We start from the raw sequence: 20,660 nt of genomic DNA on the forward strand, positions 1-20,660 counted from the left end.
AATCGCTGATCTCGGAGTAAAAGGTGGTATCAGTGGCTAGGTCCAGCGAGCGGTCGAAGGCCGATTCATGCAATCCCGTGGCAATGGTCTTCGACGGTTGGGACTATACGCCGATTTCATTCGATCGGCTGGTTAGTAATTCTACGGACAAACCAGGGAATAATGGGAACCCGGTTGGTGTTTCGTTGAGGAAGGCGGGCGAGAAGTCAATTTGATGGAGTGTTGTTGATAGCGCCAATCTACAAATCGACTTCGGATTTGCACTTTTAATAGCGGCTTCGCTTCTTCCTGGGCGCAAACCATGATTAGCCAGCCTATTGCCGCCGTCATCCTTGCCGCGGGCAGCGGCACCCGCATGAAATCCGACACGCACAAGGTGCTGCATCCGATCGCCGGGCGGCCGATGCTGTTGCATCTGGTCGATACGGTGGCGGCGCTTTCGCCCGAGCGCACGGTGGTGGTAGTGGGCGCGCGGCGCGAGCAGGTCGAGGCGGCGGTCGCGCCGCATGGCGTGGCGATGGCGCATCAGGCCGAGCAGCTCGGCACCGGCCATGCGGTTGCGCAGGCGGAGGCCGCGCTGGCGGGGTTCGCGGGCGACGTGCTGATCCTCTATGGCGACGTGCCGCTGGTGAGCGCGGAGACGATGCGGCGGATGGTCGAGCGGCTGCACGTTGAGGATGCGCCGGCGGCGGTGGTGCTGGGCTTTCGGCCCGCCGATGCGGGCGCCTATGGCCGGGTGATCGCCGATGCCGATGGGCGGATCGCCAAGATGGTCGAGTATAAGGATGCCTCGCCCGAGGAACGCGCCGAGACTTTGTGCAATTCGGGGCTGATGGCGGTGCGGTCGGCCGACCTGTTCGCGCTGCTGGCGCGGGTCGGCAACGACAATGCCGCGGGGGAATATTATCTGCCCGACATCGTGATGCTTGCCGCCGGTGACGGGCGTGCCAGCGCGGTGATCGAGACCGATGCGGTCGAGGTGACCGGCGTGAACAGCCGCGCCGAGCTCGCCGCGCTGGAGGCGCAATGGCAGCAGGCCCGCCGCGCACGGGCAATGGCGGACGGCGCCACGCTGACCGCGCCCGAGACGGTGTGGTTCGCGCATGACACGGCGATTGGGCGCGACGTGACGATCGAGCCCAATGTCGTGTTCGGGCCGGGCGTGAGCGTGGCGGACGGCGTGGCCATCCGGGCGTTCAGCCATATCGAGGGCGCGACCATCGCGACCGGCGCGACGGTCGGACCCTATGCGCGGCTGCGGCCCGGCGCGGTGGTCGGCGAGAACGCGCATGTCGGCAATTTCGTCGAGATGAAGAAGGCGGTGCTGGGTAAGGGCGCCAAGGCCAATCACCTGACCTATCTCGGCGACACTGAGGTCGGCGCTGGGGCGAATATCGGCGCGGGCACGATCACCTGCAATTATGACGGTTTCTTCAAATACAGGACGCAGATCGGCGCGGGTGCGTTCATCGGATCGAACAGCGCGCTGGTCGCGCCGGTGTCGATCGGCGACGGCGCGATCGTGGCGGCTGGATCGGTGGTGACGCAGGACGTGGCGGCCGACGCGCTGGCGCTGGTGCGGCCGCCGCAGACCGCCAAACCGGGCTGGGCGAAGCGCTTCCGCGCGATGATGACGGCGCGCAAGGAGGCCAAATGACCGACCGCTATGCCGGCAAGGTGGACACCAATTTCCCGCATTGAGCGGCTGAAGGACGAGTTTCGATGTGTGGAATCGTTGGAATCCTGGGCAAGGACGACGTCGCCGACCGGCTGCTCGACGGGCTCAAGCGGCTGGAATATCGCGGCTATGATTCGGCTGGCATCGCGACGGTGGTCGATGGCGCGATCGAGCGTCGGCGCGCATCGGGCAAGCTGGTCAATCTCGGCAAGGTGCTGGCCGCGGAACCGCTGGCGGGGGTGACCGGTATCGCGCACACGCGCTGGGCGACGCATGGCGGGCCAACCACCAACAATGCGCATCCGCATGCCACCGATCGTGTCGCGCTGGTCCACAACGGCATCATCGAGAATTTCAAACCGCTGCGCGAGGAATTGCTGGCGCGCGGCCGCAAGCTCGAGAGCCAGACCGATACCGAGATCGTCTGCCATCTGGTGAGCGAGCAGATCGAGGCGGGACTGGATCCGGTCGAGGCGGTCAAGGTCGTGCTGCCGCGGCTGCACGGTGCGTTCGCGCTGGCGATCCTGTTCCGCGATCATCCCGATATGCTGATCGGTGCGCGGCTCGGCTCGCCGCTGGTGGTGGGTTATGGGGATGGGGAAACCTATCTCGGTTCCGACGCGCTGGCGCTGGCACCGCTGACGCAGCGCATCTCCTATCTCGACGAAGGCGACTGGGTCGTGCTGACGCGCGGCGGCACGCAGGTCTATGACCAGGCCAACAACCCGGTCGAACGGGCGATCGTCAACTCGGGCGCGTCGGGCCAGCTGATCGACAAGGGCAATCACCGCCATTTCATGGCGAAAGAGATTTACGAGCAGCCGATCGTGGTGGCGCAGACGCTGCGCGCGTATCTCCAGCGGCTCGAGGACAAGGTGACGCTGCCGATTCCCGACTTCGACCTGTCGGTGATCAAGCGCGTGACGATCGTGGCGTGCGGCACCAGCTATTATGCCGGCATGGTCGCCAAATACTGGTTCGAGCAGTTCGCACGCGTCGCAGTCGATATCGATGTGGCGAGCGAGTTCCGCTACCGCGCGCCGGTGATGGAGGATGGCGGGCTGATGATCGTCATCAGCCAGTCGGGCGAGACCGCCGACACGCTGGCGGCGCTGCGTCATGCGAAGGCCGAGGGGCAGACGATCGCGGCGGTGGTCAACGTGCCGACCAGCACGATGGCGCGCGAAGCCGACTTGCTGCTGCCAACGCATGCCGGGCCGGAGATCGGCGTCGCCTCGACCAAGGCATTCACCTGCCAGCTCGCGGTGCTGGCGGCGCTGGCGGCGAACCTCGCCAAGGCCAAGGGCCGGATGACGCCGGAGGAAGAAAAGGCGATCGTCGCGCACCTCGCCGAGGTGCCGGCGGCGCTCAACGATGCGCTGGGCCGGGACGAGGCGATCGAGGCGATGGCGGGCGCGGTCGCGGTCGCGCGCGACGTGCTGTATCTGGGCCGCGGCACCGACTATCCGCTGGCGCTGGAAGGCGCGCTCAAGCTCAAGGAAATCAGCTACATCCATGCCGAAGGCTATGCCGCGGGGGAGATGAAGCATGGGCCGATCGCGCTGATCGACGAGCATGTGCCGGTGATCGTGATCGCGCCGTCGGGGCCGCTGTTCGAGAAGACCGTCAGCAACATGCAGGAAGTGCAGGCGCGCGGCGGCAAGGTCGTGCTGATCAGTGATGCCGAGGGGATCGCGGCAGCGGGCGAGGGGTGCATCGCGACGATCGAGATGCCCAAGGCGCACCCGCTGATCGCGCCGATCGTCTATGCGGTGCCGGTGCAGCTGCTCGCCTATCACGTCGCGGTCGCCAAGGGCACCGATGTCGATCAACCTCGCAACTTGGCGAAATCGGTGACGGTGGAATGAAGTGTCGAACCCTCGTAATAAGCTTGAAAAGCCTCTGCACTATCATTGAGCTTCCCCGCGTCGGCACGCGAACGTCTAGCTTCGCAGGCTCAAGGCAAGGGCACGCCGTAAGGTTCGTGGCGAACCGTCCACTTCGTCAACGATCACCTTGAGTCTGCGACTGATTTTCGCATGCAGTTGCCCATTGAAATCGCCGTGGTCTTTTCCCTGATCCGGACTAGTGCCCTTATTCGACTTCTTCCGGCACCGCGCCCCGGAGATCGTTCGGCGCCGCGCCTGGACGGAACGTGCCCCCGTGGTCGAGCTGCGCTTCGTCGAGCCAGTCGAGCAGATACTGGAAGTCCGCTTCGGTCTCGCCGGGAAGCTAACGACGAAGGGCGAGGGCGATATTCGGCGCAATCGACCGCCAGCGCGGTGCGCATGAGCCGCAAACCCAGCTTCGCCAACCTGCGCGGTACAGCCTCGCGGCGGCACCCGCTCCGACGCCGGGGCTGCGCATGCCCGAGCGGCAGGGACAAGCGAGGCTGACAGGACCCGCCGCGCCAGCAGGGCAACACGCAGATCGCCGGCTTAATTCGCCCGAAAAGTTGTTTGCGATGTACATGCCGGCGCGCCGTCAGAGTCGAAGCCTGCAGGCGTTGATCACCGAGGCGTTCAAAGACGTGCTCAGGAAGCGCCGAGAAAGCTTGGTGGGGGATTTAGCGCGTCCAAAAAGACACGCGTTAAGGAAAATCCTGTTAGTAAAGCGCCCTGCGTTGAATGCGAGGCTCACACGTGCCGGCATTTTTGGTAAGCCAAATATCTATCAACGCTTCATAGGGCCCCCATGCTTCTGACTCGTGTCAGTCCAACTCGGACCAAATCTATACTCTTCCTGGAACGGATGCGCGTCCAGATCATCTTCGGTATCGTTTTCGGCGTTCTGGTGCCGCTGCTGCTGATCGCTCCCGGAAGATATGGGGTGGATCGAGTCGCTACCAGAGGGATTGAGAATAGCGTTGTGGCAGCCGTTCTCGCCGTCATGCTGGCGGTTACCCTGCATCGGCGGGTCACGTCATTCCCCGGGATACGCGCATTCCGGTTTGTTTTGCCGACCTATGCTGGCGCATTCAGTATCGTTCTTTCGGCGATCCTGATCCTCCGTCTCGACTACAATCGGCCAATGCTTCTACTGTCCTTAATATTGTCGCTGTCGGTCGCTCTCAGCCTGGACTTCTACGTACTGCGTCGGGCGGTACGGCGATTTTATCTGGTTCCCTTTGGTCGCTACGAAGTCGCGTACCGGTCGCCGAATACCGAGTGGATTGTCATTGAATCACCGCAAATTCCGGACGATCCCGATGCGGTGATCGTTGCCGACCTGCGGTACGATCACGAGCAAGCTTGGGAACAGATGCTCGCTCATGCTGCCGTCGCCGGGCATCCGGTTTATCATATCAAGCAGTTGCGTGAATCGTTAACCGGACGGGTATCGATCGAGCATATTTCCGAGAACAGCTTTGGCTCAATGCTGCCGAACTTGGCGTATCGCAAAGTCAAGCGCATCATAGACCTCGTAGCGGTCATTGTGCTGCTGCCGATCCTATCGCTACCGATGCTATGCGTAGCCTTTATCATCAAGCTGGATTCGGCAGGACCGGTGCTGTTTCGGCAGGAGCGGATGGGCTATCGCGGGAAGCCTTTCCGTATCTATAAATTCCGAACTATGCGCGTCACTCTTGAAGGAGGACCCGACCCGCGTTCTGCGGCGATGACCGAAGACGGCGATCCTCGGATCACGCGGATTGGCCGCTTCCTGCGACGCAGTCGGATCGACGAACTGCCGCAAATCTTCAATATCATCGGCGGTCAAATGAGCTGGATTGGCCCCCGACCCGAGGCTATCGCTCTATCTACATGGTATGAGGACGAAATCCCGTTCTATTTCTACCGTCATATTGTCCGTCCTGGAATCACCGGGTGGGCGCAGGTTAACCAAGGGCATGTCAGCGATATCGATTCTGTCTCGACCAAGTTGGGATTTGATTTTTACTATATCCAGAATTTTTCGGCGTGGCTGGACCTGTTGATCGCCCTGAGAACGGTCAGCACGATGCTGAACGGCTTCGGTCATCGTTAGCGCTTCGATGTTCGGCAAGTGTCGTCATCCCACAGAACTTGCAAGACAATCCCGACACCATCCGACCACGACCCGACGTGGGGATTTATTACCTTACGTCAGGCTGGCGTCTTTATAGTGGGTGTTGCCCTGCGGCGCGTGCGCGGGGCCAGACGACTGCGAAGGATTCTTGATTATGGCAAAGCGGATTACGCGGCGGGATAGTCTAGCCAGCGTGGCGACAGCTTTACTGGCATCTGTTCCGACACGATCGAGAGCGGAAACCATGCCTGCCGAACACGTTGCCGTCACTTTACGGCAACTGAAGGACGCGCCGATTGAGCGGAGCACCATGTTGTGGGGCGGGGTTCCGTTCCAGTGGGAAACCCACAAAGCACCCTATCGAAGTGACGAGGACCAGCCTTTCATAACCATCGTGCACAGTTCCCGCGTGCCCGCATCCGTCGGCGCATGGGTGAGGCAGACGACGGATTCCATCGCTGCGCGCGATAGTCGCTTCAAATGCGCGCCTTCACTCTCGCTGCGAAAGTGGATGGAAGGCAGCGTCGTAAACGCAAAGCAGCAGGCGCTTCCGCCGGGGTTCAGCCACGACACCGACGATGCCTGGCCGCATCTGCAGCAGCTTATTGCTGACGTGGAAAAGATCGGCGAGCGCAACGCGATCCTGCTGCCGACGGCGGATACTTATCGTATCAGCAAGCAGCTGGTCCTTGGCCCTGCCACAGGCCTGATGGGTCTCGGACCAGTGAAGCCCATCATAAGCTACGTCGGCGATGCGCTGGACCCGATAACACAGGACAATGCCGCTGGCGCCATGATCACGTGGAAAGGTTTTGATCACGCGTGGGGCGGCATCAAGGACGTGGCACTTTTCGCCAACCGCCGAGCCGTGCATTGCCTCTACATCGAAGGCGACGTCACGCCAGGGTTCAAGATCTCGGATGTCCATGGCCAGCATGCGCTTCTCGACATCGTGTCCGTCGCGACGGCGGGTTATTCCTCATCGCCGGTCAACATGATCATTCAGGCTTTCACCGCCTATCCTTTCATCAAGGACGGGTTTTCAGGAGTGAGCGCGGTCTGCGGTCGAAGCGTTCTGCGCTTCAGGCTGAACGGCAGCGTGGGCACCGTCACGGTGCGCGATGCCAATCTCGATAACGGTGTGTTGAGCTTTATCGATATCGATTGCCCCGGCGACCTGAGCGGGATCGACTATCTCTTCGACAACTGCCGGTTCGAGCAAAACCGGTTGAATGGCGACATAGTGACTCTTCGCTACGGCGATGCGGGAAGCGAACCCGGGACTCTGACCTTCCGCAACTGCAAACATGCTCATGGGGCGGCTGGATCACGAACAAGCGCGTTCGTCCGTAATCACACGAGATCAAATCCGCAGCGTCCGGATATCACGTGCGACCCATTTCTGTCCAACGAAGCGATCGGCAGCGTTTACGCCGATGCCTACGATAGCGGAAAGACTGTCCCCTATGTCCTTGCCGAGCACTTCCGTCGGCAATTCCGGATTGAGCATTCGCGGTCACCGGTCCGGGGCGCCTTCCCGTCCATCTCCCGCCCGATGGGGCTGTGGCCGCCGATCGATGCCGCAGCGGGCGGCAACGTCACGGTACACGATCACGATAAGCTTTTCACGAACCTCGGAGCCGAAGCGCCATCTGGTTTCCGCCTGCCTCCTCTTGCCCATGTCGCCGCCGGATTTCGGGTGCGGTTCTCGGTGCAGTCCGGTCACCCCATGACGGTCCGGCCGAGCGGCTCCGACGCGATCAACGGATTGCCCAGCCTCACGAGCAGCGCGAGCCGCGATGCTCTGACCGTGGAGAAGAGCGGTCTCGGCGAATGGACCGTGCTAGGCAGGATCGGCAACTGGACCTGAACCGTGGGCGCAGCCGCGGCTCAAGGAACTCTTTCGGCGCGCACCTGCTTTCTCTTAGAGACAAGAAAAGGCACGTCCTCTCCAAGGAACCTCTCGTGGGAGCATCGGCGACGAAGGTCACGTCCGTCAACGTGGTGTAATTTCGGTGTGGCGCCGGGCCGCATCGTCAGGCGGCCTTGGGCGTAATCTGTAGCTGTGTGATCTCCTCTATCTGGGGTGTGGCGAGCGCGGTCATGCCTTCGAGCTGCATGTAGCGGCACTGGAGCTGGTATTCGTCCTTCTGCTCGAGCATAACGGCGCCGATCAGTCGGGTGATGCTGTCCTCGGTAGGGAAGATGCCGACAACGTCGGCGCGGCGCTTCCCCGCTTGTTCAAGCGTTCCAACGGATTCGTGCTGTGAAGCTTGACCCGGTGCTGCTCGGGGAAGGTCATGTAGGCGAGCACGTGGTGCTCGGCGGCACCCATGCAGTCCCCGAGCTTTGGCCAACGCCCGCGCAACTGGTCGGCGACACGGCGCCCAGTCTGGGTCGCGGTGGTTTGATCGGGTTGGAGGAAAACCTGGCGGATCGCGGCGGCGACGACGGTGTTCTGGCCCTTTGGAACGTGTGCCAGGGCGTTCCTCATGAAGTGGACGCGGCAGCGCTTCCAGGTGGCGCCGACGACGCGGGTAATGGCCGCCTTGAGGTCCTCGTGGGCGTCGGAGATGACCAGCATCACCCTCTTGAGACTGCGGCGCACGAGGTCGTGCAGTAAGGTCGACCAGAACGGCTCGGCCTCGCTCGGACCGATGTGCAACCCGACGACCTCGCGCTTACCCTCGGTGATGACCGCGACGGCTATTATTGCGGCGACCCTGACGATGCGCCCGCCCTCGCGCACGTTGAGGTACGTAGCGTCGAGTCAGAGATACGGCCACTCGCCGGCGAGCGATCCACGCCTCCTGGATCACCGACACCAGCGCCTTCTCGGCGGACTTACGCGGCTCAAGGAAGCCCGGGGAGTAGGCCCCGGTCCTGAGCTTGGGGATCTTGAGGTTGAGCGTCCCGAGCCGGGTACCGAGCGCGCGATCACGGTAGCCGTTGCGCCAGGTGCTGCGCTCGCCCGAACGCTCGTGGCGGCCGGCGCCGATCAGGCCATCGACATCTGCCTCCATGATGATCTGCAGCACGCTCTCGGCGACTGCGTGGAGTAAAGTCGCCATCTCTGGTCTTCGCCTCAGCTCGGCAAGCGGTAGTCTGTCGTCGGTCATCGGGATTAACTCCTCGGTGGGGTGAAGCTTCGACGCTTCCACCTTACCGATGAGCCCGGTGGCCACCAGATCGGCCGCCGAGGGTGAGGCCTCGGCCCCACCCCCCGGTTACACCGTCATCTACACCACGACCGCGGACGCTAGCGCGACGAAAACGGCGGGGGCCTCATCTCCATATATAAGGACGGGGTTCGGCCTACCCAGAGAAGGTGAGGGCGGGTCGTCTCTTTCCGCTGCGTTCTGGACGTCCTGGCCCCGGTCTCAATGCGGGGCTAGAGCGGTTTCCACACGAATTGCCTCGTTGTGGATTTCCTTGTCGGCGGATTTGTGATTCAGCCTTTCTGCTGGTGGCAGGAGGCCGGCATGGATGGCGCGAACGCTCTCACAGGATCTGCGGGACAGGGTTGTTGCAGCGATTGATGGCGGCCTGAGTTGCCGTGCGGCAGCGGCGCGCTTCGGTGTCAGCGTGTCGAGTGCGATCTGCTGGCGACGTATTGCCCTGGAGCACGGTCAGCCTTTGGCCAAGCCGCGCGGCGGTGACCGTCATTCGGGCAGGATCGAGGTGCATGGTGGCTTCATCCGCGAGCTGATCGCCGAGCAGGGAGACATGACTCTGGTTGAGGTTCAGGCGCGGCTGATCGAACGCGGCGCCCCGGCTGGGATCGGCACGGTGCATCGCTTTTTCGTGCGTCATGGGATCACGCGCAAAAAAAGACCGGGCACGCGGTCGAGCAGGACCGTCCCGATGTCCTGAGGCAACGTCGGCATTGGTTCGATGACCAGCTCGACCTCGAACCGAGCGCCTCGTCTTCATCGACGAGACCTGGACCGCCACCAATATGACACGCAGCCACGGTCGCTGCCCGAAAGGCGAGCGATTGGGGATGGGCTTCCCTCACGGCCACCGCAAAACCACCACGCTGGTCGCGGGCCTGCGCATGACCGGCATGGTCGCACCGATGGTGCTCGACGGGCCGATCACCGGCGACTGGTTCGAGGCCTATGTGGCGCAGGTCCTGGTCTCCGAACTGCGGCCCGGCGACATCGTCATCATTGACACCTCTCAAGCCACAAGCGGGTGGCAGTGAAGGAGAGGATCGAAGCGGCCGGCGCAGCCTTGCGCTTCCGTCCGCCATACAGCCCGGACTTCAACCCCATCGAGAAGGCCTTCTCCCGACTCAAGGCCATGCTCCGCAAGGCAGGTGAGCGCGCCGTCGGCGGGCTGTGGGACCTGATCGGCAGGCTCGTCGACATCTTCCAGCCCGTCGAATGCGCCAACTACTTCAAATCTTGCGGCCATGAACCGGAATGAATGAAAGTCGCTCTAGTCGCGCGAGACTTAATGCCCCATGAAATCGAAGTGCGTCGATGCAATTGGTCGGTCAAGGTCCGGCCGTGGAGAAATAGATATAGCTACTCGCGTTGACGGCAGGCTCGGCCGATTGTGCCGCTCCGTCGGGAGCAGCCGCAGGAACGGTATATAGACGACCGTCTCCAGCCGAGACAGTTCCGGCGATTACCTAGGGCGACCAATCTTCGCGCGTATCACATGCAGTAGAAAGATGGGTGCGGATACAAAGGTGCGACGCCACAGCCGGCGTGGCTCTCGGAGAAGGCGTGGCAGCCACTCTAGGCCAAGACGCTGATACAATACCGACGAGCGGGGGACATTGGCGACATAGAAATCGAAGACGGCACCTACTGCAAAGGCGAGACGGACATCGAGCCGGCTGCAGTTCGCGTGAATCCATTTCTCCTGTTTCGGCGCGGTCATTGCCACCCAGAGGATATCGGCACCGCTGGCATTTACCGTATCGACCATTAAGTTGGTTTCGGCGGCGGTGAATTCGGATCGATAGGGCGGGGACAGCTTCCCTACGACGGACACCCGCGGGAAGTCCTGAGCGAGTTTGGCTTCCATCTTGGCCAGCGTCTCTTCGGATGAACCCAACAGGAATATGCGTCCCCCCCCGGCGTGATCGAGCCGCGTGTGAAGCCCCGAAAAGACGTCCCACCCCGTGATACGGTCGACGACCTGCCCGGACTGTGCCCGGGATGCGATGACGATACCGACACCGTCCGGGATCAGCCAGTCCGCCGCATTCAGGGCGTCGCGAAATGACAGGTCCTGTAGGGCAGTGGCATAGGAATGGGGGTTGAGGCACGCAAGCCAGCGGCACGGCCGGAGCGCCTTCCGCGTCGCGTCCAACTCATCGATCAGGGTATCCAGGGTCAAGGTGCTGACCCGGTAGCCGAGGATGATCTCGCTATCTGTCATGCTTGTTTCCGACGTTCGAGCGCTCGGTCGTAAATCCGGTGCAGGATCTTGATGTTCGCGTCTGCGGTGTAGCGCAGGAGAAATTCGCGGTTACCAGCTTCCCCGATCTGCCGGAGGCGCGACGAATCTGCCCAGATCCTGCGGAGACGGTCTGTCACGGCCGTGTCGTCGAACGGGTCGAGCAGAAATCCCAGGCGCCCGCCACCCACGATCGAGGGCAATGCTCCGAGGTCAGATACGGCAACCGGGGTGCCGAAGGCGAAGGCCTCGCGGACGACCATCGGAAAGCCTTCGAAACATTCCGATGGCAGGATCAGGAGGCGGGCTTCGGCGATATGGCGTTCGGTTTGGATGCGCGGTAATTGGCCGAGGAACGACACCCTAGCGCCTGCTGCCTCTCGTTCGAGCTCGCTGCGGAGCGGGCCGTCACCGATGACGAGAAGGCTCGGCGCATCCCCTCCCCATTTCCGCCAGGCACGGATCAGCTTAAGGACCCCCTTTTCGGGCGAAAGACGGCCCACGAAAACGCAATGCGGCGGACGCTCATCCCATCTCCTGACGTGGGGGCGGCCCGGATAGAAGTTCGGCTTGACCTCGATCATGGCGGCCGGGAGCCCCCCTCGCGACAGCAGGTCGCGCTGGAAATCTGTCAGCGCGATCAGTGCCTCGACGTCCTTATGCCATGTCCCCCGGGCGCGGTGGAGGGCAATACCCGCCGCGAGTGGAACTGTAGCGATCCTGCTGTCCCGGTAGCAGCCATAATGCAAGGCTGGTGCGACGCTGCGCTTCTCGATGCACAAGGTGCATGGGCGATTGTCGCGCATCGGAATTCCGGCTGCGCACAGCAGGCGATAATTGTGGAGCGTCAGCACACGCGCAGGCCCCCCGGCGGCCGCCGGGAAAATCGCCGGCGAAATCAGGGGAAAAGTGTTGTGGGCATGGAGGATATCCGGTTTCCAAGATGCCACCACCTCGCGCATCTTTCGCGCCGAAAAGGGATTCCAGGGAACGGAAAGTGCGCCTGTTGTCGCGCCGGTAATGCCACGGTCGCGGATGCTGTCGCTATGCCGCTCGAACATCATGACCTCATGCCCATGGGACCGTAACAGTTCCGCCTCGGCAGTGACGACCTCGTTCTCACCGGATGGTGAGGACGAGCCGTAATAGTTGTGGGCGATCACGATACGCATTCTGCCGAGCCTATATGCTAGGCATTCTGGTTTGTCTGCACCGTGCCGCGCGTAGGCACGTCGGGGACGAGAACCCCAAGCGCGTTCTCGTGCGGTCTTCGGCTTCCCTAAAGAGCGTATTTCGCTATGAGCAGGCACCTCGCGCGATAGGGCCTTTCGCGCTGACTCATCGATATGGAGTTTTGAATGTCCCAGAAGACCGCGCTGATTACGGGCACCACGGGGCAAGACGGCGCCTACCTCGCGCAACTTTTGCTTGAAAAGGGCTACCGGGTTCACGGATTGAAGCGGCGGTCTTCCTCTTTCAATACGGGCCGAATCGAACATATCTACGAGGATCCACACATAGAGGACCCTCAATTCTCGCTTCATTATGGCGACATGACGGACTCCACCAACTTGATCCGCCTCGTCCAGGAAACCAAGCCGGATGAAATCTACAATCTAGCAGCGCAGAGCCATGTCCAGGTGAGCTTTGAAACGCCGGAATATACTGCAAACGCCGACGGCATCGGCACGCTGCGCCTTCTGGAGGCGATTCGAATCTTAGGCATGGAGAAGTCCTGCCGATTCTACCAAGCGTCGACGTCCGAGCTCTACGGCTTGGTTCAGGAAGTACCGCAGCGAGAGACGACACCGTTCTACCCGCGCAGTCCGTATGCAGCGGCAAAGCTTTACGCCTACTGGATCGTCGTCAATTATCGAGAAGCCTATGGTATGCACGCCTCCAACGGCATCTTGTTCAATCATGAAAGCCCGATGCGTGGCGAGACCTTCGTCACGCGCAAAATTACGCGCGCGGCCGCCGCGATCGCGCTGGGACGGCAGGACAGGCTATACCTCGGCAACCTCGACGCGCGTCGCGATTGGGGACATGCTCGCGAATATGTGCGCGGCATGTGGATGATGCTGCAGACGGACGAGCCCGACGATTATGTGCTGGCTACTGGAGAAACCACGCCGGTCCGCACCTTCGTCGAATGGGCGTTCGAGGATGCGGGAGTCACGCTGGAATGGCGCGGGTCGGGGGCAGACGAGAAAGGCTATTGCGCGAAGAGCGGGCGTCTCCTGATCGCGATCGATCCGCGTTATTTCCGCCCGACTGAGGTCGAACTCCTTATCGGCGATCCGTCGAAGGCGCGGGAGAAGCTGGGCTGGCATCACGAAACCTCGCCGCGCGATCTGGCGCGAGAAATGGTCCAGGCGGACCTCAAGGTCATGCAAAGCGCACCGATCGGCAAGGGCGCCTAACATGTACGACCTGACGGGAAAGCGGGTATGGGTTGCTGGCCACCGCGGCATGGTAGGATCGGCGATAGTGCGGCGCCTGACGACGGAGGGGTGTGACGTCCTTACGGTGGATCGTCGCGAGGTCGATCTGCGCGATCAGGCTGGCGTGCTGGGTTGGATGTGTGACAATCGCCCTGACGCGATCTTCCTCGCGGCGGCTAAGGTCGGCGGCATCCTAGCGAATGATAGCCATCCTGTTGATTTCCTGCTTGACAACCTGCTGATTGAGACGGCGATCATATCGGGCGCCCACCAGACTGACGTGGAGAAACTGCTCTTCCTCGGGTCGAGCTGCATCTATCCCAAGTTGGCTCCGCAACCCATCACCGAGGATGCCCTGCTAACGGGACCGCTGGAGTCGACCAACGAATGGTACGCGATCTCCAAAATCGCTGGCATCAAGCTGGCCCAAGCATACAGGCGTCAATATGGTCGTGACTATATCTCGGCCATGCCGACCAATCTCTACGGGCCAGGAGATAATTTCGACCTGCAGTCCAGCCACGTCATGCCCGCCCTCATTCGCAAGGTGGAAGCAGCTAAGGCCGGAGGTGGCGAAGTGGTCGTCTGGGGGACGGGCACGCCGCGCCGAGAATTTCTATATGTCGACGACTGTGCCGATGCCTGCGTGTATCTGATGAAGAACTATTCCGGCTACCACCATGTCAACGTCGGGACCGGTGAAGACATCACAATTGCCGATCTTACCAAGCTCGTAATGGACGTCTTGGAGTACGACGGCCCTATCGTCTACGATAAATCGAAGCCAGACGGCACGCCGCGAAAGCTGATGGATGTGTCTCGTCTTGCCGAGATCGGTTGGCGGGCCTCGACCCCGCTTAGAGATGGTATCGCCCATAGCTATGCAGCCTACCAAACCGGAAATCATCGATAGGGCGGAAGCTGCCGCATATGCATGCAAATCCAATGTCTATCGTCCCGCTTCTAAAACAGCCCTTTCGCACGCCGCTTCGAGGCCTGCTGCTGCATCTGCGTAGTTGAACGCTTGGACGTCGTGGAAGGCTTGGGTCGACAGGGTCTGCCAGCGAGACGGATTGTCGAGTAGTTCAACGCATGCCGTCGCCCAGGCCTGCACCTCGTCCGGCAGGATCCTGCCATTGACATAGTCGATGACGAGATCGGCCGCCACGCCGGCAGCTGGCGTGGTGACGACCGGAGTGCCCGAGGCCATGGCTTCGTTGGCAACCACTCCCCAGGGATCCAGTCGAGTGGGAAACAAGAGCAACCGCGCTTTAGGGTACCAGTTCGCGAGCTGGTCAGGCTGGATGAATCCCGGAGCGGTAATCTCGATGCCCGCATCACGTAGCGCGTTCAGCACAGCTTCCCGCTCAGGTCCGTTGCCAAGGACCAGTGCCCTGCAGGTGCCGCGCCGTCTGCGAATCTCCGCGCATGTCTCAACGAAGAAGTAGGGAAGCTTGCGCTCGTGCAACTGGCCGCAGAACAAGACGTCGTACGGCCGCTCTGACAATGGCAGAGGCGAGAACTTCGCGTTGTCCGCGCACAACCTGCTCAGGAAAATGCGATCCCGGGCCAGCCCATATCCTTCAAGCAGGCGCTTACCGGATAAGCTGGCAGCCACACCGGCCGAAGCGCCGCGGATCACCAGCCTGCGCAGTAGGCGATGCTTCCAACCCATGTTCTGCTCTGATAGTTCGGTTCCGTCGGTCATGTAGACGTGTGCAGCCTTGTGCATCTTTGCCCAAATAATTGCATAGAGATGCGTGGGATTGAGACCGGTCGTCACAACGACCTCAGGTTTGATCCTGTTCAGGACTCTCCAGACGTCAGGATTGTTGTGAACGAAATTGTAGCCATCTGGCAGGTCGCGGATGTTCTCGGCTAGGAAGACATGATCAAAGTTCGGAGGCGGAAGGCGCCATTCGCGATTTCCTTCTGTGCGCGCGCAGAAGATCGCCACATAGTCTCCGCGCGGCAGGCGAGACCATATCGGGTTGCGGTACGGCACCGGAATGTTTGTAATGATGGCGCATTTCATGACGAACAGATTGCGCGCTAGCTGCCACGAACCAGCGCGCCCAGATAAAACCGGGCGGCAAGGAACAGATCCTTGAATGTTACGCAGGTGGCAACTACCAGAGGCCGGTCGTTGAAGGAATAGCGCACCTTTTCGAACCAGAACTTGTGGAAAGATTTTTGCGACAGTCCGCCCAGCAGGTAATTGGACATGGGACCAGAAATGTGGAGGGTTGTGTCTGCTTTCTTCAGCGCGTCGACAATCCACTTCTGATCGGCGATATAGGAGTATTGTAGGTCGTACAGTGGGACGATGCTCCGCCGGAACATGATCGACTGATGCGATACGCGCATGCCCCAGATCATCGTTCCAGACGACAGCGTCGCCGGCGCCTTAGCAACGTTTGACAGACGTCCCTGCTCGTCGATCAAGTTTGTATCGCCGTAGAGGACATCCGGCGATGGCCCGGTCAGCAGCGCTTTCAAGACATCGGGAGTGGCGGGTGAGTCCCCGGCGTTAAGAAACCATAGATAGTCGCCCGACGCGAGATGAATTCCCTTGTTCATCGCGTCGTAGATGCCCCGATCCGGCTCCGACAGACTGCGGACCGTGACCCGTCGATCACGGTTTAATATGTCTGTTGTCCCATCGGTCGACCCGCCGTCGATGATGACATGCTCGATATCGGGATAGTCCAGCACGTCGATCGCCGCAATGGTCTGCTCCAAGAGTGCGCGAGCGTTGAAGACTACCGTGATAATCGAAACGCGGGGCGCAGCAGGGTCATTCTGCGGCATTGCGACCATCGCTGCGCTTGGTCAGCACCCAGCAGCCCATTGTCGGGGCAAAGCGCCGAAGAAACTGCGTCCGGTGATAGCTCCAGTTCCACCGCGTCATTTTAGAGAAAAGGCGATCGACTTTCACGAACAGCGTGTTGTTCCACGGCGTGGCGTCACTGCCTCGTGTCGCGAGATTTAGCAGGGGGCCAAATCCGACCAGATGTTCCCGGGTGACGTCCATGCCGATCCGATCACTCAGCGTCGCGATGAAATCCTTCGGCAAGCCTCGCTCCCGGCGCGTCAGGCCGCGCCTTGGATTACGCCAATCGCCCATCGAGGTCACGGGTTCGCGTACGAGCAACTTCCCGCCCGGGCGCAGGACTCGGGCCATTTCCGCCAGTACCTGCGAGACATTGGGAATATGGTGTAACACCGCGAAGACGGTGCCAACGTCGAAGGAAGCGTCGTCGAACGGCAGGCGCCCGGACGGCTCAGGCATGACATATTTTGCCGGGATCCCCGCGACGTCCCTTCGCCAGAATTTGGCGCCTGGCTCGACGATCGTGAGGGATCTCACACGGCCTACCAACGGCTTGAATTCCGAGCCCCAAGCGCTGCCCAGGCCGATGATGTCGAGCTGACCCGGGGGCAGCGAACGCCAAGCATAGGCTGCGTCGAGCGCGCTGTAGTGGTAGGCGTCGGTCAGGCTGTCAGTGTGATCGAGGTTCGTATAGCCCTCGACCTCATCCGCAAACCAAGCATCGATCTCGTCGGCATCGAAGTCGTCGCCGTAAAGGCGCTCTCCCCGCAAAGCAGCTTCAATTTTAGGGTCAGAGGTGTTCATCTGCGGAGCGCTTTTGCTGCGTGTCGAAGAAAGGGGCGTGGGGGAAACAAGGGCCTTGATCACACACGCTTGCTAAGAAGGGATAGCGACGAGCGGCCGATGTGTCACCGTCGATCGCAGGTCCATCAAACGCAGAAACGGAAGGCCGAGAAATAGCGCATAGCCGAGAAATTGTTCACTGAAGACAATCACGCCAACCGCGATCGCCAGAACGATACGATCTCCGCGCGTAAGTCCGGTCTGCCCAGTGAGCAAGCAGAAAAAGTAGAGGAGCGCGCCGAAAAATCCAAAGGTGGCCACGAAATTGCTTAGGCCGTTGCTGTGCCCCAGGCTGAGCCCGTGGAGCTCCGGGTTATCGGCAAGGCGAGTTTCTTCCGTCAATCCATTGCCGAACACTGGGTTTTTTTCGATGTAGTGGATATCGAAAAGTAAGGACCCGAAGCGATCCGGGGCAAAATCTAGTGTATCGAACGACCTTTCATACTGTCCGGCGATCTTGTCGCCAAGAAAATCCAGTTCGAACGTGGCGACCACCGAGGTAACCACCGCCAGGGCGATTAGTGGCAACCGGATAAGCCAAGACTGCCTGATCTGCGAGAACTTCAATATGGCCAGAAGAAAGAACAGCAGATATCCGGTCGTGCTGAAGGTCGTCAGCAGCGCCAGCAAGACGCAGATCATTCTCAAGCGGCGCTGCGGCGCCAGCCAAGACGATATGGGAAGAAGGGCCAGCGAAAGGTTGATGATCGCTTGGAACGCTCCGGGTTCCCATAGCAGGGAGCAATTGCGCCACCATTCATCGGTCATGAGCGTTGTAAAAATTAGCATCGACTTAACGTTCTGACCAAGCAGTTCGGGGTCCTCGTAGCCCGGCATCGCGTCGGGGCCGACAGTGAGGAGCACAGCGTAGCAGATCAGGCTGACAAGGCTGATAAAGAACACGATTGAAAACAGGCGCTCAGGAAAGCGAGGGCCGATCTTGTGAATTACAAGCCCGCCGGAGAAGATCTTGAGCAGGAAGAACGCCGATGCGTTGATCGCATAGACATTGAACTGGAGCGCATGGATCACCAAGATCGCAAAGAAGCCGAGGCCTAAGATCGAAAGCTTCTTGTAGAAGCCGCTATCGTCGGTCGCGTGATGAAAAAACAGCAAATACAGCGTCAGCGGTAATAGGATGACGGGTGAGGCCAGCGAGCTAGAAAATGCCGGATTGCCGCTGACCATAATCAGCAGGAAGACGATCGCCAACTCCTTGCGCCGCTGGGACCTGTGGGAGGCGATTTCGTTCATCCGTGCTTCTCGTATAGCATTTGAGCAGCGGCATAGGCATCTAGGTACAGCGGCACAATCGCCGCCGGCGACCAGCGTGAAACGGCGCGCTGGCGGGCCTGTTCCCCCAGAGCCCTGCGGCGATCGGGATCTTCTAAGACCCAAGCCACGCCCGCTGCCATCTCTTCTGTATCGTAGGCCTTCGCCAGATAGCCGGTGGTCCGGTGATCCACGACGTCGGGAAGGCCAGCGACGTCGAAGGCGACGACCGGCGTTCCGCAGGCATGGGCTTCCGTGCCCGATTGCGGAAGGTTTTCGATACGGGACGAAATGACGACAACGTCGACGGCTGAGTAGAGCAGGGCGAGCGATTGATCGTCTGCCAACCGCCCGACATAGTGGAGCGGCATGCCGATTTCGGGCGTCACTGCGGGCCTGCTTTGTCCGACCACCACTGCTTGGCAATCTGGTCTCAGCTGCGCCAGTCTTCGGAGAGTTGACCACAGCAGGTCGGCACCCTTTATCATGTTGTCCGCGCCGCCAAGAGCCCCGAAGAGCACGAGAGGGGCGTCCGTCGGAAGGCGAAAGGCGGCTCGCCCGGTCGCAGGGTCCAGCGGACGGAAGACATCTACGGGCAGCGGATTGGGAATGACGTGGACCGGCCAGTTGTGAAGTAGCGCGGAACGTCGCGCGCAGTCAGCCAGCCATGTGCTCGGGGTTACGACGACTTGGCGGCGGGTCCAGGCTTTCCGCTTGCGATTGTACGTCCAGCTGTCAAGATCGATGCCGCTGTGGTTCCTAGGACGGGAGTCGCTGGCATAGCCGGAGGTGAAGCGGACGTTCACCAGCCCGTCGCTGAGATGTTCCGAGCCGCAAAAGGTCCACATGTCGTGCAACGTCCAGACCGCCGGGCGATCGATTGCGGCCATATCTCCGATCGACATGAACTCCTGCCCGACCCAGTGCAGATTGACGACATCTGCCGACTGGACCAGCCGGCTGGACGATAGCTGCGAGGGAAGACACGCCAACGTATGCTGGACGGGATTGGGGGTTTTCTGGAGACGAAGCAGGGCCTCTCCAATCCGGGGGCGCACTAATTCGATCGCGCGGGCAACTTTGCCGCGCGACGTCACGACACGCGGATCGTCGGTCATGCGTCGCCCCACCCGCATCCAGCTATCAATGCCGTTGGCGAGCAACTCGGTATGAAGGCGATGCGCGGCGCGTGCTGCTCCGCCATGCGCGTCGGCTTGGGAAAGCAGTACGACCTTCATGCGTCGCGACGGCGTGCGGTTTTGCGATAAGACGCCACGACGGTGTGACCGGCCATGTCCTCGGGGGCAGGCTGATCTGCCGCGCGAAGACCGGCGTATTTGGAAATTGCCCTTCCGACGATCGACGTATCGAGGAGCGTCTCGCCTAGGCCGAAGCGATGGCGAAGCTTGCGCTCTTCGACCGCACGGGCTGCCCAGGCGGTGTGCAGGCTGGAGACCGTCTCCCGCTCGATCACCACCACTTCCAGGTCGTAGAGCTCGGCGAGCATCCGTAGCGATTGCTCGCTCCAGTGGCTGACATGGTGTGGGGGCATATCTAGGATGTTGTTCTGCGCGATACCGCACAGCCCTTCGTGATCCGGAACAGCTAAGACCAGCGTTCCGCCAGGCTTGAGCGCCTGAACACAGCCTTGAACGAAGCGGTGCGGATCAGTCACATGCTCCAGCACCTGAAACGATACGACACCGTCATAGGCTGCCGGATGCGCGGCGGCATGATCCTCAATTGTTTCTTTTAGCAATGTGATGCCAGCCTCCGCTGCGCGTCGAAACGCGGCATCACTGAATTCCAAGCCAGTATATCGATGCGTGCCAATGTAGGAGGCAAATGCCGCCTTCCCCGACCCGACTTCTAAAATAGGGCCCTCAGCGGGCAACAAAGGCTTCGCTATGTCATATTCGGGCTTGGCAGTCGTATAATACCAGTCGAACTTCTGTAAGGTGTCGTAAAGGTCGCCCCCACCTGCGCTCGGCGGATGGAAAAACTTCAGGTCGCAACGATTGCAACAGATGTAACTGACATCTTCGCCGTGAAGATCGATATTTATGCCGTAGCTCTTGAACCAGGCGCGGGTGAGTTTCTGTCCGTGAATGACTTCAACTAACGAAGTCTCATTCGTGAGACAAAGGGGGCAAGGTGCGGTCGTCAT

Annotated in this window: 14 protein-coding genes and 2 pseudogenes; 7 read left to right on the top strand and 9 right to left on the bottom strand. The window is 60.9% G+C overall.

Annotation, left to right across the window (positions count from 1 at the left end; all coding sequences use genetic code 11):
* The first annotated feature begins 301 nt into the window (after window positions 1-301).
* From glmU to M9978_RS21020, 4 genes are all read left to right on the top strand, one after another.
* Window positions 302-1,657, top strand: coding sequence for a bifunctional UDP-N-acetylglucosamine diphosphorylase/glucosamine-1-phosphate N-acetyltransferase GlmU (glmU, locus tag M9978_RS21000; RefSeq protein ID WP_254296795.1), 1,356 nt, complete (start codon window positions 302-304; stop codon window positions 1,655-1,657).
* Window positions 1,658-1,722: 65 nt separating this feature from the next.
* Window positions 1,723-3,546, top strand: a complete 1,824-nt coding sequence (glmS, locus tag M9978_RS21005) for a glutamine--fructose-6-phosphate transaminase (isomerizing) (RefSeq protein WP_254296798.1) — start codon at window positions 1,723-1,725, stop codon at window positions 3,544-3,546.
* An 883-nt stretch (window positions 3,547-4,429) separates the two neighbouring features.
* Window positions 4,430-5,665, top strand: coding sequence for a sugar transferase (locus M9978_RS21015; RefSeq protein ID WP_254296800.1), 1,236 nt, complete (start codon window positions 4,430-4,432; stop codon window positions 5,663-5,665).
* 265 nt (window positions 5,666-5,930) lie between these two features.
* On the top strand, window positions 5,931-7,556 hold the full coding sequence (locus M9978_RS21020; RefSeq protein WP_254296803.1) for a hypothetical protein: 1,626 nt from the start codon (window positions 5,931-5,933) through the stop codon (window positions 7,554-7,556).
* A 166-nt stretch (window positions 7,557-7,722) separates the two neighbouring features.
* On the opposite strand, the pseudogene M9978_RS21025 reads toward M9978_RS21020, so the two are convergent.
* Window positions 7,723-8,805, bottom strand: a pseudogene (locus tag M9978_RS21025) (IS256 family transposase).
* A gap of 367 nt (window positions 8,806-9,172) precedes the next feature.
* On the opposite strand from M9978_RS21025, the pseudogene M9978_RS21030 reads away from it, so the two are divergent.
* A pseudogene (locus tag M9978_RS21030) lies at window positions 9,173-10,117 on the top strand (IS630 family transposase).
* A gap of 204 nt (window positions 10,118-10,321) precedes the next feature.
* Here the strand turns inward: M9978_RS21030 and M9978_RS21035 are convergent.
* Together M9978_RS21035 and M9978_RS21040 are read right to left on the bottom strand one after the other, a co-directional pair.
* Window positions 10,322-11,083 (bottom strand): WecB/TagA/CpsF family glycosyltransferase, encoded by a 762-nt coding sequence (locus M9978_RS21035; RefSeq protein WP_254296805.1) that lies wholly within the window; start codon window positions 11,081-11,083, stop codon window positions 10,322-10,324.
* The gene (locus tag M9978_RS21040; protein ID WP_254296807.1) at window positions 11,080-12,273 is read right to left on the bottom strand and encodes a glycosyltransferase family 4 protein; all 1,194 of its coding nucleotides are present in this window, start codon (window positions 12,271-12,273) and stop codon (window positions 11,080-11,082) included. Before M9978_RS21040 ends, M9978_RS21035 begins: the two co-directional genes overlap by 4 nt.
* 186 nt (window positions 12,274-12,459) lie before the next feature.
* Between M9978_RS21040 and gmd the strand changes: the two genes are divergently transcribed.
* Both gmd and fcl read left to right on the top strand, forming a co-directional pair.
* Window positions 12,460-13,524, top strand: a complete 1,065-nt coding sequence (gmd, locus tag M9978_RS21045; protein ID WP_254296809.1) for a GDP-mannose 4,6-dehydratase — start codon at window positions 12,460-12,462, stop codon at window positions 13,522-13,524.
* Window position 13,525: 1 nt separating this feature from the next.
* Entirely contained in the window at window positions 13,526-14,458 is a 933-nt protein-coding gene (gene fcl, locus M9978_RS21050) for a GDP-L-fucose synthase (RefSeq protein ID WP_254296811.1), read from the top strand.
* Window positions 14,459-14,494: 36 nt separating this feature from the next.
* Here fcl and M9978_RS21055 read toward each other — a convergent pair whose 3' ends face one another.
* The 6 genes from M9978_RS21055 to M9978_RS21080 are packed head-to-tail and all read right to left on the bottom strand — an operon-like array spanning window position 14,495 to window position 20,660.
* Entirely contained in the window at window positions 14,495-15,580 is a 1,086-nt protein-coding gene (locus M9978_RS21055) for a glycosyltransferase family 4 protein (protein WP_254296813.1), read from the bottom strand.
* 17 nt (window positions 15,581-15,597) lie between these two features.
* Window positions 15,598-16,356, bottom strand: a complete 759-nt coding sequence (locus M9978_RS21060) for a glycosyltransferase family 2 protein (protein ID WP_254296815.1) — start codon at window positions 16,354-16,356, stop codon at window positions 15,598-15,600.
* A complete protein-coding gene (locus M9978_RS21065; protein ID WP_254296818.1) occupies window positions 16,343-17,245 on the bottom strand; it encodes a class I SAM-dependent methyltransferase in 903 nt (300 codons plus the stop codon). The genes M9978_RS21060 and M9978_RS21065 overlap by 14 nt, the downstream gene beginning before the upstream one ends.
* 9 nt (window positions 17,246-17,254) lie before the next feature.
* A complete protein-coding gene (locus tag M9978_RS21070; RefSeq protein WP_254296820.1) occupies window positions 17,255-18,475 on the bottom strand; it encodes a hypothetical protein in 1,221 nt (406 codons plus the stop codon).
* A complete protein-coding gene (locus tag M9978_RS21075; RefSeq protein WP_254296824.1) occupies window positions 18,472-19,731 on the bottom strand; it encodes a glycosyltransferase in 1,260 nt (419 codons plus the stop codon). The genes M9978_RS21070 and M9978_RS21075 overlap by 4 nt, the downstream gene beginning before the upstream one ends.
* Window positions 19,728-20,660, bottom strand: a complete 933-nt coding sequence (locus M9978_RS21080) for a class I SAM-dependent methyltransferase (RefSeq protein WP_254296826.1) — start codon at window positions 20,658-20,660, stop codon at window positions 19,728-19,730. Before M9978_RS21080 ends, M9978_RS21075 begins: the two co-directional genes overlap by 4 nt.

This window comes from Sphingomonas tagetis (genome assembly GCF_024211275.1).
Lineage (GTDB): Bacteria > Pseudomonadota > Alphaproteobacteria > Sphingomonadales > Sphingomonadaceae > Sphingomonas > Sphingomonas tagetis.

Excerpts from the sequence above, each read along its gene's own strand:
- glmU (WP_254296795.1), top strand. The coding sequence starts at position 302 with ATGATTAGCCAGCCTATTGCCGCCGTCATCCTTGCCGCGGGCAGCGGC.
- glmS (WP_254296798.1), top strand. The coding sequence starts at position 1,723 with ATGTGTGGAATCGTTGGAATCCTGGGCAAGGACGACGTCGCCGACCGG.
- M9978_RS21015 (WP_254296800.1), top strand. The coding sequence starts at position 4,430 with ATGCGCGTCCAGATCATCTTCGGTATCGTTTTCGGCGTTCTGGTGCCG.
- M9978_RS21020 (WP_254296803.1), top strand. The coding sequence starts at position 5,931 with ATGCCTGCCGAACACGTTGCCGTCACTTTACGGCAACTGAAGGACGCG.
- M9978_RS21035 (WP_254296805.1), bottom strand. The coding sequence starts at position 11,083 with ATGACAGATAGCGAGATCATCCTCGGCTACCGGGTCAGCACCTTGACC.
- M9978_RS21040 (WP_254296807.1), bottom strand. The coding sequence starts at position 12,273 with ATGCGTATCGTGATCGCCCACAACTATTACGGCTCGTCCTCACCATCC.
- gmd (WP_254296809.1), top strand. The coding sequence starts at position 12,460 with ATGTCCCAGAAGACCGCGCTGATTACGGGCACCACGGGGCAAGACGGC.
- fcl (WP_254296811.1), top strand. The coding sequence starts at position 13,526 with ATGTACGACCTGACGGGAAAGCGGGTATGGGTTGCTGGCCACCGCGGC.
- M9978_RS21055 (WP_254296813.1), bottom strand. The coding sequence starts at position 15,580 with ATGAAATGCGCCATCATTACAAACATTCCGGTGCCGTACCGCAACCCG.
- M9978_RS21060 (WP_254296815.1), bottom strand. The coding sequence starts at position 16,356 with ATGCCGCAGAATGACCCTGCTGCGCCCCGCGTTTCGATTATCACGGTA.
- M9978_RS21070 (WP_254296820.1), bottom strand. The coding sequence starts at position 18,475 with ATGAACGAAATCGCCTCCCACAGGTCCCAGCGGCGCAAGGAGTTGGCG.
- M9978_RS21075 (WP_254296824.1), bottom strand. The coding sequence starts at position 19,731 with ATGAAGGTCGTACTGCTTTCCCAAGCCGACGCGCATGGCGGAGCAGCA.
- M9978_RS21080 (WP_254296826.1), bottom strand. The coding sequence starts at position 20,660 with ATGACGACCGCACCTTGCCCCCTTTGTCTCACGAATGAGACTTCGTTA.